A 13,982-nucleotide genomic window follows, 5' to 3' on the forward strand; every position below is an offset into this window, starting at 1 on the left:
GCGGAAGGCAGTTCATGGATCAGACGCAGCGGGCGGTGCATCAAACGGCCCATAAGTCGGCCCACAAATCGGCAAAGCCGACATTTTCCGAACTGTTCACACCAAAGCTGGTGACGGTCTGGCGCGAGGGCTACACGCTCGCAAACTTCAAGGCCGACGCCATCGCCGGGCTGACGGTCGCCATCGTCGCGCTGCCATTGTCGATGGCGATCGCGATCGCCTCGGGCGTGACTCCGGAGCGCGGCCTCTACACCTCGATCATTGGCGGATTCATCATTTCGGCGCTCGGCGGCAGCCGCTTCCAGATCGGCGGTCCGGCCGGTGCCTTCATCGTGCTGGTGGCCGCGACGGTTGCCCGGGTCGGTATCGATGGCCTGCTGCTGGCAACGATGATGGCAGGCGTCTTCCTGCTCGCCATCGGCTATCTCCGGCTCGGCACCTACATCAAGTTCATTCCCTATCCGGTGACGGTCGGCTTCACCGCCGGCATCGCCGTCATCATCTTTTCAGGACAGATCGTCGAATTGTTCGGGCTGAAGCTTGCCGGCAGGGAGCCGGGACCGCTGGTGCCGAAGTTGATCGCGGTCGGTGAGGCGGCCGGCACCATCAACCCCGCGGCGACCTTCGTGGCGGTGTTGACCATCGTCACCATAGCCGGCCTGAGGCGCTGGCGGCCGACTTGGCCCGCCATGCTCATTGCCATCGGGCTGGCATCGCTGGCCGTGGCGCTTCTTTCACTGCCTGCCGAAACGATCGGCACCCGCTTTGGCGGTATTCCACGCAGTCTGCAGATGCCTGCCTTGCCGCCGATCAGCCTGGACAGGATGGTCGCCGTGCTGCCGGATGCCATAGCCTTTGCCCTGCTCGGCGCGATCGAATCGCTGCTGTCGGCGGTGGTCGCCGATGGGATGACGGGCCGGCGGCATCGTTCCAACTGTGAACTGGTGGCGCAAGGCTTTGCCAACATCGCGTCCGCCCTGTTCGGCGGCATCTGCGCCACCGGCACCATCGCTCGCACGGCGACCAATGTGCGGGCCGGCGCCCACGGACCGATTTCGGGCGTGGTCCACTCGGCCATCCTGCTGGCGCTGATGCTGGTGGCCGCGCCGCTCGCCAGCTACATCCCGCTCGCCGCTCTTGCCGGCGTGCTGGCGGTCGTGTGCTGGAACATGTTCGAGAAACAGGCCTTCGCCACGCTGTTGCGCGCTTCTCGCGGCGACGCGCTGGTGCTGATGGCGACCTTCCTGCTCGTCATCTTCCGCGATCTCACCGAAGGGATCGTCGTCGGCTTCGTGCTGGGATCGATCCTGTTCATCGACCGCATGGCCAAGAGCATTGCGGTCGAGGCCGATCAGCCGCTGGTGCGGGAGGACGAGGCCGACAGCACCAGCGTCTACGATTCCAGCGAGGCGACCGACGCCGACACCGTCGTCTACCGCATCTCGGGCGCCTTCTTCTTCGGCGCCGCGTCGACCGTCGGCACCGTGCTCGACCGCATCGCCGACCAGCGCAAGAACTTCATCCTCGACTGCTCGGCCGTGCCATTCTTCGATTCGACGGCGGCCAATGTCATCGAGGGCGCCGCGCACAAGGCCAAGCGCGCCGGTGTCCGCTTCATCATATCGGGTGCCGCGCCGCAGATCCGGCGCATGCTGATCAACCACGGCGTCAAGCGTCCGCTGGTGACCTATGCCGCTTCGATCCGGGACGCTCGGGCGCAGCTGAAAGGAAAGCTGGAGGCGGAGTAGGCAACCAGGATTTGCTGGCCGGTGGCCGCTTTGTGCAAGGTGTCCGCCGGTTGAACGCCAACTTTTGATCCTGAGTTGACTCACGCAAGGCGCGACGTGAGCGACCGCTTTGCGCCTGATGGCGGCCATTCAGGGCGCCTTTGGCGCTTCCTGAAAGCCGACTTCCCAAACGACCACGCTGGCCGACATGTTTGGCAAGGCCGGTGCTGGCGGTTAGCTACTATCTACTATAGAGGCGCTCGAGACAGCGCGAGGGCGACCCGCAGATGATTTTTCCGTGCTATGATGGTGTTGCGACGCTTAATCGACCTCTGCAATGGCAGAGGCCGAAAGCTATTTTGCCTGGCGCAGGAAGTTATGCGCCCAAGCACGGGCTCAACTCCGAAACGCTGGGTGTGCTGCCTTTTTCTGACTGATCCGGGCGAGGAGGTTGTCCATGTCCACGAGTCGTATCGACCGGCCGTTGCAGCCGGGCGACCGGGTACCGAATATCGTGTTCGACGCGATCTCGCGCGACGGCAAGATCGCGCTCGACGATTTTCGAGGCCGCCCATTACTGGTCGGTTTGTTTCGAGGCCTGCACTGTCCATTCTGCCGGCGCCATGTCGCGGCGATGGCGCAGCTCAATCCGGCCCTGAAGGAAAAAGGCATAGAATGTCTTGCAGTGGTCAAGACGCCGGTCGAACGTGCGCGGCTCTACTTCCGTTACCATCCGCTACCCGATCTTCTTAGCGCATCCGACCCGGAGGGCGCTTCACACCGCGCCTTCGGTTTACCCATCCTCGAGCTCACGGAGAATGAAACCGAATGGCCGCACAAGCTCGGAATGGACGCAGTCATGACAATGCGGATCGATCTGCCAGGGGAGTTGCCCGAGCCGATGAACCCGGCTGCGGCGGGCGACTTTTTTGAGAAAAAGGACGGGTACGAAATTACGGAGGCCGACCGGCAGATTATGATCGCCGGTCACATGCCGCTTGTCGGCGAGTTCTTGCTCGATCGGGAAGGCATTGTGCGCTGGACCTTCACGGAAGCTGAAGAGGAAGGCCAGAATGTATGCCGGGCCCCAAATCCCAAAGAATTGATGGCGGCAGCTTTCCAAGTCGCACACTAATCTGGAAAGGGGTTCTGGCGTTCAGAGATCGCCGCGTCCATGAGCGTAATCCTCGCGTTGTGCTTTCCGGTGTCGAAAGTCTTCACTGGCCATGTTCAAGTCTCGATATGACGAATTTCGTTCCCGGCAGCAGAGACCAAAAATTCGCTGCTGCGGCAGCCTCGAGACGCCTATCCACTGCGGCCCCGACGGCATAGCCATGACAGTCATTCTGGCAGCCCGGCCATGCGATAGCCTTCCACGATATGCCGCCGCACGTCTTCGGCCGGGAAAGGCTGCGAAGCTGACCAATGCCGGATTGTGAAGTGCGGATTGCTTATCATGAACATTTCCGCCTCCCAGCGCGCCTCCTCCAAATGGCCAAGTCGCGCAAGGCTTGCCGCAAGCAGGCGTCGTGAAGTCGTGCGATAAGTTTCGGGTCTCCGCAACGTTTGAACCGCGGATTCGTAGTCACCGATGGCATACTGAGCCTGGCCCAACATCCAGTAATACCAACCGGGCGGGTGAGGGTTGAGTCGCAGCGCCTTGCGCACCTGCTCTATGGCTTCGGCAGGCCGGCCGTTTTCCGTCGTCAGTTCAGCCTGCATCGCCCATGCGTCGGCGTGGTTGGGATCCAGCTTGTGGGCGGCGGCGAATTCGGCATCCGATTCCGCCCAGCGACCCTCATGTCCTAATATAACGCCCAATACCCATCGGTTCCCAGCGTCATTCGGGTCAAGTCCGACCGCCTGCTGTGCTTCGGCAAGCGCACTTGCGCGATTGGGATCCATCGGTTCGTCCCAGAACTCCCAGCCCAGCCAGAGGTTGAGTGCCAGCCAACGATGGGCCTCCGCATATTCCGGATCGAGCGCGATTGCCCGGTTCAGCAGGAAAATGGCTTCTTTCGCGGTGACCGCCGTTTGCAGCCCCAAGGCCCGTGCACGCACACATAGATCATAGGCCTCCAGGTTGCTCGGTCTGTTGCGCGCCGGCGCGGCGGTCAGACGGCCCACCAGAGCCTCGACAATCTTGCCGGTCACCTCGTCCTGAACGGCGAAGATATCTTCAAGGCTTCGGTCGAATCTTTCGGCCCAAAGGTGGTCGCCCCCGATCGCATCGATCAATTGAGCGTTGATACGCACCCGTCCAGCTGCCCGCCGTGCACTACCCTCAAGAAGATGGCGCACTCCCAGTTCTCGCGCGATGCGACGCACATCCACGTGCCTGCCCTTATATGCAAAAGCCGAGTTGCTGGCGATGACAAACAACTCGCTGTTCCTCGACAGATCCGTGATCAGGTCTTCGGTGAGGCCGTCGACAAAGGCCTCCTGCTCCGGATCGTTGCTCATGTTCGTAAAGGGAAGGACGGCGATGGAGGGCTTGCCGGGGAGCGGCAGCGGCGCTTTCTCCGCCGGTCCGCCACCGTCAGATGAGGTCGATATCCGAATCCGATAAACGGACACCGGTTCGGCAACGTTCTTGATCGCTTGCGGACCGAGTTCGTCGAAGTCGCATTCAAGCTTTCGCTTGACTTGGTCATAGACGCTGCCGGAGACGCAGATATCTCCAGCCCCGGCCATTGCCTGAAGCCGCACTGCGATAACAACGCCATCGCCGAACAGATCGCCGTCCTCGACAACGACATCGCCCAGATTGATGCCGATATGCAGGTTGATTTGTCGGTCGAACGCCAAACCCTCATTCGCGGCCATCATCCGCTTCTGGAGTTCGACGGAGCATGACACAGCGTTCACTGCGCTTCCGAACTCGACTAGGACGCCATCGCCCATCACTTTTACGACACGGCCGTGACGGTCGCGGACCAGTGGTTCCAGGATCTCCTTCCGCCTTCTCTTTAACGCGGTCAACGTTCCTTTCTCGTCCAGGTCCAGAAGTCGGCTGTAGCCCACCACGTCGGCGGCCAATATGGCGGCAAGACGGCGTTGGGCGCGTTCTTCGGCCATTTCGCTTTGCTTTCATTGAAAGCAGAAAAATGGATTGTATGCCGCCCATTTCAAAAGTCTATCAGGCTGACTTCGAAGCTCGATCGGCAACCCGCTACATGGAGTGATCGCGCCACGTGGGTCGATCATTCACTTTCTTCTTTACGCGGTCGCGAGGACGGGTTGCTCTTGGCAGGGGCGACTCCGTAAAGGGATGGGCGCCGCCCTGCAATGCGCGCTATTGCTTCGCCGGCGGCACGATCTTCATCACGAACGAAGTCGGCGCCTCGCCCGGTGCGAACGGTCCAGGGACCTTGTTGCTCACCGGCGGCAGGCTCTTGAGATAGGCCGCGATCGCCCCGGCGTCGGTATCGGTGAGCTCCGCGAATGCCGCCCACGGCATGATCGGAGCGAGCGTGCGTCCATCGGGGCGCTTGCCTGTTCGGATTGCCGTGACGATATCACGCTCACTCCAGCGCCCGAGACCCGTCGCCGCGTCGGGCGTGAGGTTGGGGCCGTAGAAGACCCCGAGGCCCGGGATCTCGAAGCCGACCTCGGAGCCTCCGAGGTGACGCGTCATGTCCGGCTTGCCGAGGAAATGTCCCGGCGTGTGGCAATCGGTGCAGTTCCCGATGGTCACCAGGTATTTCCCCCGTTCGACCAGCTCGCGGTCGGCCGCGCCGGCAGGCGACGATCCGATCGTCGCCACCAGCGCCGTGAATGCTGCGGGCAACACCCGCCTGGCCGTCTGCGACGCCACGCGCGCCGCGGCAGATCCGAAGTCGCGAATGCTCATGCTTTCCTCCGTCCCGTGGCTCTAGGGCTTGCGGCCGATCACGGCGCCGTTCGCGGCGGGTGCGTCGAACCAGACCGTCTCGATTTGCCTGAATCCGGCTTCCTCGAGCCACGCCGAATATTCGGCCGGCGTATAGTTTCGCCCTTCCGTCTCGATCAGCATGTTGAGGCTCATTAGCGCGGCCGGCGTCGGCCCGGTCTTTTCGTCATTGACGAGAAGCTCGCTGATGACGACCGCGCCGCCGCTCGGCAAAGCCTCGAAGGATCGGCGCAGCAGGGGGCGGTCCTTCGCCTCGTCCCAATCGTGCAGGATCATCGACAGGAGATGCACGTCGTGATCCCCGGGAAGCTGCTCGAAGAAGCTGCCTCCTATGGTCTCGATCCGGTCGGTCAAGCCGGCCTCGGCAATCTTTCCCGCGGCGATCGCGGCCACATGCGGCAGATCAAACACGGTCGCGCGCAGCGCTCCATATTGCTTGCAAAGCTCGATGTCGTACGCGCCCGATCCGCCGCCGATGTCGAGAAGACGGCGGAAACGGCTGAGATCCACGGCCTCCCCAAGCATACTCGCGGTCATCGTGGAGAGCGAATGCATCGCCTCCCAGAAGGTTGCCAGCATCGTCGGATCCTCGCCGTCGAATGCCGAGGACTGCACTGTCGTGTCCCATGTGGTTGGCCGGTTCGTGCGCAGCGCTTCGGTAAGTTTGCCCCAGCCCGCGTAGAGCCGCTTGTCGGCCATCTGCACGAAGCCACCGAAGTAATACGGCTTCCCGCGCACGAGATAGGCTTCGCTTAAAGGCGTATTGCGATAGCGGCCGTCCGCTTTCTCCAGAAGCCCGAGTGCTGCGCAGCCGGTCAACAGCATCTCGGCCGGGCGTGGATGCAGACCGAGCGCTTGCGCTAGCTCGCCAGCAGTCGTGCCTGGGCCGCCCGCGAGGCGGCTGAAGAGGTCCAGCTCGTGTGCTGCAGCCAGGGCCTTGAAAGCCCAGAAGCCCGTCGAAAGTGCCATTAGCGGGACGGCGGAAGGAAGTTCCTGCGTGGCAATCGGCTGGTCGACCGAGCGCAGCCTTGTCCCGTCCGAGATCGAACCGGGCTGGCGGGCAAGCGTTGTCGTGCGCGCAGCAGCGCGCTGGAGATGGTTCAACATGGCGCATTCCTCAGTGTTGACGGTTAATTCGCGGCTTCAAGCCGCGCTGTATTCTTGGCAGTGCGGGTTCCGAACACTGCCGCAGGTCCGGACCGCCCCTACCTCATCGACATCAAGTTCGTGACTAAACCTGGGTTGACTTCAAGCACTGCCGCTGGGGCCTCGGCATGACCGATGTCCCTCAGCCGCTCGGGGGGCAAATCCGCGATTGCCCGACGTCTGGAGACGGCCAACAGCCAAGCTTTGGGAGCCACGTCTGTAGCCTTCAACACAACTCCAAGTAGTCGCACACTCGACGAGTGATCGACGCGAGTTTCCGCTCGAGGCATTTCAGCCTCCCATTTCCAGCCATCCGCGCGAGTTCCTTGGGGGTATGCAGCCCACCGGCCAGTTCGTCGGCGATGTTCAGCTTCGCCACCATGCACAGCAATTGCGTCGTCAAGCAATCGCATGTTCTTGCCTCGCTCTGCGAAGCCCACCGCAGGGCGACACATAGCGCAGGCACCGCGGCGCTGTCAGCCCAAAAGCTCCGGGTTTTGTTCTGATCTTGCTGCGGAATGGGCGGCGGTCTTGCTTCGGCAGAGATTTCGCTTACCTGAACTGTGCCATGTTACGATTGCAGGACTACACCACCTTCAATCATCTGCAGCAGTCGGGTGTTCCTTTGCGGGCCTCGACACGCTTCGGGGAGGGCTTGGCAGCTGCGCTCTGGGAGCGGGAGGGACACGGGCATTACCGCTACAACCCGGCCAATCACCATACGCTCAGTTTTTGGGTCGCCGGTGGTGCGGGCTTTCGCCGGCTGCGCGGACGCAGCTACGACCCAATCCATGGCGAAAGCAGCCTCTGGGTTGTGCCGGCGGGCGCACCGACCGCATGGGAGGCTGCCGGGAAAGGCCGGCTGCTCCACTTCTACATCCCGACGCCGGTGTTTGAGTCGCGAGTGGTGGAGACGCTCGATGCCGACCCCAGCCTGATAAGCCTGCGCGAAGCGGGCCTCCAACGCGATCCGTCGCTCGAAAACATTATCCGCTCCATGGTGCTGCCGCTGTCGTGGGAGGAGCCGGCTGACCGCATCGCCATAACTCAGGCCGGCGAAATGCTGACCACCTATCTCGCGGCCCGCTGCAGCGAACGCCCGCCGAGAGCGCTCTTCATCCGCGGCGGTCTGGCGCCAGTCGTTCTGCGGCGGGTGCAGGAGTATGTCGAAGCCAATCTGGAGCAGGACCTGACGATTGAGGACCTGGCTGCCGTGGCCGGTCTGAGCCCCTATCACTTCGCCCGTGCCTTCAAACGCTCGACTGGCCTTGGCCCCTATCGCTACGTATTGCGGAGACGTACCGACCATGCCAAGCGGCTTCTTGCAGCAGGCAAGACTCCGTTGTCCGACGTGGCACATGCCTGCGGCTTTGGCAGCCAAAGCCACTTTTCCGCCCGCTTCCGAGAGGTAACCGGACTGACCCCACGCCAATTTGGCCGCTGCGTTCATGGCCGATCCCTGGTCGAGCGCGTCGGGATTGGGAATCTTTGACCTCTGCACTCGCGGCTGTTGGCGAACGTCGAGGAGATCGGCCTCGAGGCGCCGATCATGGCTCTCAGTCGAGCTTCAGCGCCGCAACCTCGCCCTCGTTCATCAGCGGCACATAGAGGATCGACTTGCCGTCGGTGCCGATGTCGGCGCTGCCCGGCTTGAAATGCGCCACCGCTTCCGGCGCGGCGCCGGGATGACAGCGGTAGAGCGTGCCGGTCATGTAGGCGGTGGCGTAGATGGTGTCGCCAATAGCGACGACACCATCGAGGTCGGCGAATTTCTGCGCGTCCGGCAAGGGCGAAACCACCTTGCTGGCGATGTCGACCGACAGCAGCCCGCCCGGCTCCGCCGTGCTGAAGTCGGGCTTGATGCCCTTGCCCCAGGAGGCGACGATCAGCCTGATACCATCGACGAAGACGCCGTTGGGCGAAGCCAGCATCGCGTCCTTGACGAACAGTTCCGGCCGGTCGCCGTCGATGCGATAGATCGTGTCGGCCAGCATGTCGGTGACATAGACCTTGCCCGACGAGTCCGATGTCATGTCGTTCAGGAAGACCGCGTTCGGCACCGCGATGCTGGCGACGAGCTTGCCGCTGGCGAGATCGACAACGCGAACCTTGGTGATGTCGGCGACATAGAGCTTGCCGCCCGATATTGTCATGCCCTTGGGTGCATCCATGCCGTCGGTCCAGTGTTGGGTGACCGTCTTGCCGTCCAAGGACACCACGCTGAGATAGCCGTTGCCGTCGGCCTCACCGGGATTGCCGACGATATTGGAGACGATGATGCGGTTGTTGGCGGCATCGAACAGGGCCGATTCCGGCTGTTCGAGACCGGTGGCGCGCCAGAGTTCGCCGGCCTGGGCGGCAGGCACTGCGGCGATGCCGATGACGGCGAGAAAGGCTGAGGTGACGAAGGTTTTCATGGCTGGTCTCCTGTGATGACAACGGAGAGCTATGATTTTCGATACTTTCCCGAAAGCCATATTACCACTAGTATCGAAAATCGATACGAAATTCCCGACAAGAGGTGCATCCCATGAACGGCCTGATCTTCGACGCGCTGAAGCGGACGCTGAAGGCGAAGGGCGTCACCTACCGCGAGCTCGCCGAACGCATGGGCGTTTCCGAGCCGACGGTGAAGCGCATCTTCCACGAGCGCAACTGCAAGCTCGACCGGCTGATGGAGATCTGCGCCGCTGCCGGCGTCGAGTTGGAGAACGTGCTCGGCTCGATGAACAGGGGGCCGGGTCCGGTCAACCACATCGCGCCGGAGATCGAGCGCAGGCTCGCCGGCCGGCCGGCACTGCTGTTCATCTTCGTCATGCTGTCGGAGAAGTTCACGCCCGAGGGCATCATGCGCTCGCAAGGCCTGAGCGAAGCCTCGATGTTCCTCTATCTGCGGGATCTGGAGGAACTTGGCCTGATCGCGCTCCGACGGGGTCTGTCGGCGAGATTGCTGGTCGAGACGCCGATCCAGTGGAATTTCGAAGGGCCGCTGCGGCCGCTGTTCGAGATGACCAACAAGAATTTCATCGGCTGGGCCATCACCCATATCGAGAACGAAGCGACCTTCGTCAGCTTCTCGAGGCGGATGCGGCCGGAGACGGCGGAAATGGTGCGGCGCGAGGCCCAGGACCTCGCCGACCGCGCCAAATTGCTGGCCCATCACGATCAGCACACCACGCCGGAGGATGGGCTGGTTGGCTACAAATGGACGTTTGCCTTCGGTGCAACGCCATTTCCCGCGATCATGCCGATCGGCCCGCACCCGCGCGATGCCGGCGCGTTCGATCGGCCCGCCGCTCCCGCAAAGGGACGCCGCCCGTTACCGGCCTGACAGCCGCGGTTCAAAAATGAAATCACATTCATGATAGAGTTCGCGCACTGATTTGCCAGACTGAAGAGGGCGGGTTTGCCGAATGCGTGACACGTCCCCGTGAAATCGAAGTGATCCTATGCCGACCGCGCCAACACTTGAACTTCGCCGCTATTCGCGCCTGAAAAATTTGCGGGCGCGCGCAGAACGCCAGGGTGCTGCATTGCAGTTCTGGGCCCGTACGGCATCGCTCGCTGTGATCTCCTGCTTCTTTTCATTGATCAGCCGCTGGGATGCTTCGCTGCTCTTCGTGCTGGCGGGCCTCGTGCTGTTCCAGCTCGTCGGCCTGATCCAGTTTCTCTTTGCGCGCCGTCGCACGGCGCGATGGTGGATCGGTTACCTCGTCGGTACGCTGGACATCATTCTGTTGACCGTTCTGCTGGTAACGCCCAACCCGTTTTCCCTGGAGGTCGCACCAGCCGCGATGCAACTGCGCGAGGGCAGCTTCAAATTCCTGCTGATTTTCGTATGCCTTGGCGCGCTGACCCTTTCGACACGATTGGCGCTCTATCTCGGCGCGCTCGCGGCCTTGACATGGGCGATCGGGGTGGGATGGGTGATTTCTCATCCGGGAACCGTCATTCCGGCGACGAACCTCTATTCGCTGCCGGTGACAGAGCGACTGAACCTCTATCTCAACCCCAATTTCGTCGATACATTTGCGCAGGCGACCAACGTGTTGGTTGTGCTGATTATCGGCGCGATCATGGCGCTGGTCGTCTATCGTTCCCGACATTTGTCGGAAGACTATGTCAAGGCAGAGCGCGCCCGCGCCAATCTCGCCCGGCATTTTTCGCCCAATGTCGTCGACCAGCTCGCCACCGATGACGAGCCCTTCGGCCCGGTCCGCCGGCAGGATATCGCGGTGCTGTTCGCCGACATCGTCGGCTTCACACACTATTCCGAGGATCATCCGGCCGAAGCAGTGTTCGAACTTCTGCGTCAGTTCCACCGTCGCATGGAACAGGTCGTTTTCGACCACAATGGCACCGTCGATAACTATATCGGCGATTGCATCATGGCGACATTCGGGGTTCCGCAAGCCAGCCATGACGACGCGACTCGGGCCATTCAGTGTGCTGAAGCGATGGTCGCCGCTCTCGAAGACTGGAATGTCCAGCGGGTGTCCAGGGGATACCCGCCGCTGGACGTTCGGATCGGTGCACAATATGGCGCAGTGGTCATCGGCGCGGTCGGCAGCGAGCGCAATTTGTCCTTCGCGGTGGTGGGCGACACCGTCAACGTCGCCAGCCGTTTGCAGTCGCTCTGCCGTGAGCTTCAGGCGAATATTTGCTTTGGGTCACGACTGATTGAGGCCGCGAAGGCGGAATCGCCCACGACACTGTTGAATGCGCGCGATCATGGACCGGTGAGCATCCGCGGCCGGGACGAACCGGTCCATGTCTGGGTCGAACACAGAGCCAAAAACCAGGGTGCTATTGCGGTTTCGGCGTGATATAGGCCGCCATGTGAAACGCCTGCACCTCGGCTGGATAGCGATAGGCCGCGCCATAGGGGCCATCAGGTGTCTGAGGCGATTGCGCCAGCCTTTGCGGCTGCGGCGTCTGTGCTTGCCTTGTCGTCCCAGACCATCTGCCGGTAGTCGAAACCATATTCCAGCGTCGGCTTGACGATGCGGAAATAGGGCGACAGGTCGAAATCGCGCGGCGTGTACAGTGAGTGGTGGCGGATGTGCAGGATTTCCTTGCGCGAATAGTTCGACTGCGCCGAAGCGCGGCCGGGCGCACGGGTGATCTCGGGCAGGATCGGATAGCGGATCTGGCCATAGGCCTCGGCGATCAGCGTCGAGCAGATCGCCCGTGTCGGGTCGCCGGAGCCGAAGGCCAGCATGCGGCGGCGCCAGCGCACCGGCACCGGTGGCGTCGGGAAGAAGAACCGCAGCATGTCGAAAATGTTCTTGAGGTCGTATTTAAGGCCGAGCTTGCTGACCATGAAGGCGACGACCTTGTCGCGGTCCTCCGGTGTCAGCCCGCTCGCCCGGCAGATGCGGGTGTTGTAGGTGCGATAGCGCGACAGGGGCACCGCCACGCAGCCTTCGCCGAGCGTGACCTCGATCAGCCGCCGCCTCTCCGTTCCGTCCTCCGGTTCGGCCAGCGCGTCGCCGACATAGAAGGCCGCATGCGACCAGGTCGACTGAGTCAGGTATTTGATCGCCGCCGAGATCTTCTGGTTGCCCTCGATCAGCAGGATATCGCCGGGCTCAAGCGTGCGGCGCAGCGTCTCGGCATCGGATGGCGTGTAGGGTTCGTAGCCGGAAGATTCTTCCTGCAGCCGGCCGGCGAGCCAGCGGCCAAGTCGATCCAGAAGCGTGTTGCCGGGCTCGGTCATATCCTAGGCGATTAGCATAGGCGGGCAGCCGGGCGCCAGCCGCATGTCGGTCAGCTGACCGTCGCGTCTTCCGGCGGCGAAGCCAGATCGCCGCGCGCCTTGCGCGCCAGTTTGCGCGTCGAGCGTTTGGGGCTGTCGCCGAACAGTTCGGCCGCCTCGGCCAGACAGCTCTTCTTCAGCTGCTTCTCCGACCGCTTCAAAAGCTTGCCTAGAAGCTTGGTGTCCTCGTGCGGTCCGAGCGGACGCCCGTCGGCCTCGAGCAGGTCGCGCATGACGAACACATCGTGCAGGTCGCCCAGCCGCTCGCCCAGTTCGTCGACCGCCTTGCGCCGGACCTTGATCGGTGTCGGCCACAGCCTGCCGAGCAGCGACAGATGCATGCCGTGGGTCTTGGCCGCCTTGCGCAGATCGTGGAAATCATTGGCTTCGCCGCGCGATCCGGCCTTGTCCAGCGCCTTTCTGGCGCGACGCAGCGTGGCACGTGCGCCTTCGGCAAGCACGTCCGCGGCCTGTTCCGGCTGGTCGGGCAAGACGAGGCTTTCGATCCGCTTGAGGCCTTCCTCGCAAGCGGCGGTCGCCGCGCCGATCGCCGCTTCGAGTCCGCTGCCTTCGTGCAATTCATGCTGGTGGGCGATCAGCCTGTCGCGTGCGGCGGTCAGCCCATCGTCGGCGCTCTCCTTGGGAAAGCTTGCCGCCAGCCGGTCGATGGTCTCGATCAGCGCCGTCGCTTCGCGCGGGCCGGCAAGCAGCCCCGCCACATTGCGGTAGCACTGGTTCTCTGTCTCGCAGAATGTTTCGTCTCCGGAACGAACAAGGCGCAGCAAGGCACGCGCGCTCTTCAGCCGCTTGCGGCATTTGTGCAGCGCCTGCTCCGGCCTGCTACGCGCGGCGTCAAGATGATGCAGAGCCTTGCCGATTTCCTCGGCAAGGATACGCCTGACCTCGTCGGTCAGCGGCAGGCGTGGATCGATGCGAAAGCTCATGCGGCGATCTCCGGTATCCCCCCGAGGGCGAGCGACGCGTTGTAGAATTTCTGCTCGCCGGTCACTTCACGGCCGAGCCAGTCAGGCAGCATTTCGTCCGGCACGTCCTCCGGCGTCTCGAGTTCGGCGACCACAAGTCCCGCCAGCGGCCCGCCAAAGACATCGACTTCATAGAGATAGCCGCGGTGCCTAACATGGTGACGTGTCTTCTCGATGACACGTCCGAGGGCGAAGTCCAGCATCTCCATCGCCTCCGACAGGGGGATCGAATATTCGAACTCGTCGCGCTCGCGCGCCTTGCCGCCGAATTTGAGCGTCAGCTTGGCGGAAGTGCCGTCACTGATGCGCACGCGCACCGTGCGCGCGGGGCCGGCGGCGAGATAGAACTGCAGGATGCGGATATCCGCCTCGGCCAGTTCCAGCCATGCGGTGCCGGAAACCAGGAATTTGCGTTCGATTTCCTTGCCCATGGCCGCGCACTAAAGCGGTTGCCGCCGTTCATGGCAAGACAATGT

12 protein-coding genes are annotated in these 13,982 nt (G+C 62.6%); 5 read left to right on the forward strand and 7 right to left on the reverse strand.

The annotated features are described in order from the left end of the window. The first annotated feature begins 14 nt into the window (after positions 1-14). Both NKH19_RS25635 and NKH19_RS25640 read left to right on the forward strand, forming a co-directional pair. Positions 15-1,748, forward strand: a complete 1,734-nt coding sequence (locus NKH19_RS25635) for a SulP family inorganic anion transporter (protein WP_352872432.1) — start codon at positions 15-17, stop codon at positions 1,746-1,748. A gap of 436 nt (positions 1,749-2,184) precedes the next feature. Then, positions 2,185-2,862, forward strand: coding sequence for a redoxin family protein (locus NKH19_RS25640; protein WP_352872431.1), 678 nt, complete (start codon positions 2,185-2,187; stop codon positions 2,860-2,862). Between the two features lie 206 nt (positions 2,863-3,068). On the opposite strand, the gene NKH19_RS25645 is transcribed toward NKH19_RS25640, so the two are convergent. From NKH19_RS25645 to NKH19_RS25655, 3 genes are all read right to left on the reverse strand, one after another. Beyond that, the gene (locus tag NKH19_RS25645) at positions 3,069-4,805 is read right to left on the reverse strand and encodes an adenylate/guanylate cyclase domain-containing protein (RefSeq protein WP_352872430.1); all 1,737 of its coding nucleotides are present in this window, start codon (positions 4,803-4,805) and stop codon (positions 3,069-3,071) included. A 217-nt stretch (positions 4,806-5,022) separates the two neighbouring features. Further along, on the reverse strand, positions 5,023-5,580 hold the full coding sequence (locus NKH19_RS25650) for a c-type cytochrome (RefSeq protein WP_352872429.1): 558 nt from the start codon (positions 5,578-5,580) through the stop codon (positions 5,023-5,025). 21 nt (positions 5,581-5,601) lie between these two features. After that, positions 5,602-6,588, reverse strand: coding sequence for a methyltransferase (locus NKH19_RS25655; RefSeq protein WP_352982974.1), 987 nt, complete (start codon positions 6,586-6,588; stop codon positions 5,602-5,604). A gap of 745 nt (positions 6,589-7,333) precedes the next feature. Between NKH19_RS25655 and NKH19_RS25660 the strand changes: the two genes are divergently transcribed. Further along, entirely contained in the window at positions 7,334-8,257 is a 924-nt protein-coding gene (locus NKH19_RS25660; RefSeq protein ID WP_352872423.1) for an AraC family transcriptional regulator, read from the forward strand. A 64-nt stretch (positions 8,258-8,321) separates the two neighbouring features. Here NKH19_RS25660 and NKH19_RS25665 read toward each other — a convergent pair whose 3' ends face one another. Further along, on the reverse strand, positions 8,322-9,182 hold the full coding sequence (locus NKH19_RS25665) for an SMP-30/gluconolactonase/LRE family protein (protein WP_352982976.1): 861 nt from the start codon (positions 9,180-9,182) through the stop codon (positions 8,322-8,324). Positions 9,183-9,295: 113 nt separating this feature from the next. Between NKH19_RS25665 and NKH19_RS25670 the strand changes: the two genes are divergently transcribed. Next, positions 9,296-10,096, forward strand: coding sequence for a helix-turn-helix domain-containing protein (locus tag NKH19_RS25670; protein WP_352872419.1), 801 nt, complete (start codon positions 9,296-9,298; stop codon positions 10,094-10,096). Between the two features lie 118 nt (positions 10,097-10,214). Continuing rightward, a complete protein-coding gene (locus NKH19_RS25675) occupies positions 10,215-11,591 on the forward strand; it encodes an adenylate/guanylate cyclase domain-containing protein (RefSeq protein ID WP_352872417.1) in 1,377 nt (458 codons plus the stop codon). A 65-nt stretch (positions 11,592-11,656) separates the two neighbouring features. Here NKH19_RS25675 and NKH19_RS25680 read toward each other — a convergent pair whose 3' ends face one another. From NKH19_RS25680 to NKH19_RS25690, 3 genes are read right to left on the reverse strand one after another with little or no spacing between them, the layout of a single operon-like run. After that, positions 11,657-12,484, reverse strand: a complete 828-nt coding sequence (locus tag NKH19_RS25680; RefSeq protein WP_352872416.1) for a YiiX/YebB-like N1pC/P60 family cysteine hydrolase — start codon at positions 12,482-12,484, stop codon at positions 11,657-11,659. Between the two features lie 50 nt (positions 12,485-12,534). Further along, a complete protein-coding gene (locus NKH19_RS25685; RefSeq protein WP_352872414.1) occupies positions 12,535-13,467 on the reverse strand; it encodes a CHAD domain-containing protein in 933 nt (310 codons plus the stop codon). Next, positions 13,464-13,937: a CYTH domain-containing protein gene (locus NKH19_RS25690; RefSeq protein WP_352872412.1), complete on the reverse strand. Its 474-nt coding sequence runs from the start codon at positions 13,935-13,937 to the stop codon at positions 13,464-13,466. The genes NKH19_RS25685 and NKH19_RS25690 overlap by 4 nt, the downstream gene beginning before the upstream one ends. Between the last annotated feature and the right edge of the window lie 45 nt (positions 13,938-13,982).

Source organism: Mesorhizobium sp. M1338 (assembly GCF_040318045.1).
Classification (GTDB): Bacteria; Pseudomonadota; Alphaproteobacteria; order Rhizobiales; family Rhizobiaceae; genus Mesorhizobium.

Bases quoted from the DNA above. Each gene is read 5' to 3' on its own strand.
- NKH19_RS25680 (WP_352872416.1), bottom strand. From the start codon at position 12,484: ATGACCGAGCCCGGCAACACGCTTCTGGATCGACTTGGCCGCTGGCTC.
- NKH19_RS25655 (WP_352982974.1), bottom strand. From the start codon at position 6,588: ATGGCACTTTCGACGGGCTTCTGGGCTTTCAAGGCCCTGGCTGCAGCA.
- NKH19_RS25675 (WP_352872417.1), top strand. From the start codon at position 10,215: ATGCCGACCGCGCCAACACTTGAACTTCGCCGCTATTCGCGCCTGAAA.
- NKH19_RS25635 (WP_352872432.1), top strand. From the start codon at position 15: ATGGATCAGACGCAGCGGGCGGTGCATCAAACGGCCCATAAGTCGGCC.
- NKH19_RS25685 (WP_352872414.1), bottom strand. From the start codon at position 13,467: ATGAGCTTTCGCATCGATCCACGCCTGCCGCTGACCGACGAGGTCAGG.
- NKH19_RS25640 (WP_352872431.1), top strand. From the start codon at position 2,185: ATGTCCACGAGTCGTATCGACCGGCCGTTGCAGCCGGGCGACCGGGTA.
- NKH19_RS25690 (WP_352872412.1), bottom strand. From the start codon at position 13,937: ATGGGCAAGGAAATCGAACGCAAATTCCTGGTTTCCGGCACCGCATGG.
- NKH19_RS25665 (WP_352982976.1), bottom strand. From the start codon at position 9,182: ATGAAAACCTTCGTCACCTCAGCCTTTCTCGCCGTCATCGGCATCGCC.
- NKH19_RS25660 (WP_352872423.1), top strand. From the start codon at position 7,334: ATGTTACGATTGCAGGACTACACCACCTTCAATCATCTGCAGCAGTCG.
- NKH19_RS25670 (WP_352872419.1), top strand. From the start codon at position 9,296: ATGAACGGCCTGATCTTCGACGCGCTGAAGCGGACGCTGAAGGCGAAG.
- NKH19_RS25645 (WP_352872430.1), bottom strand. From the start codon at position 4,805: ATGGCCGAAGAACGCGCCCAACGCCGTCTTGCCGCCATATTGGCCGCC.
- NKH19_RS25650 (WP_352872429.1), bottom strand. From the start codon at position 5,580: ATGAGCATTCGCGACTTCGGATCTGCCGCGGCGCGCGTGGCGTCGCAG.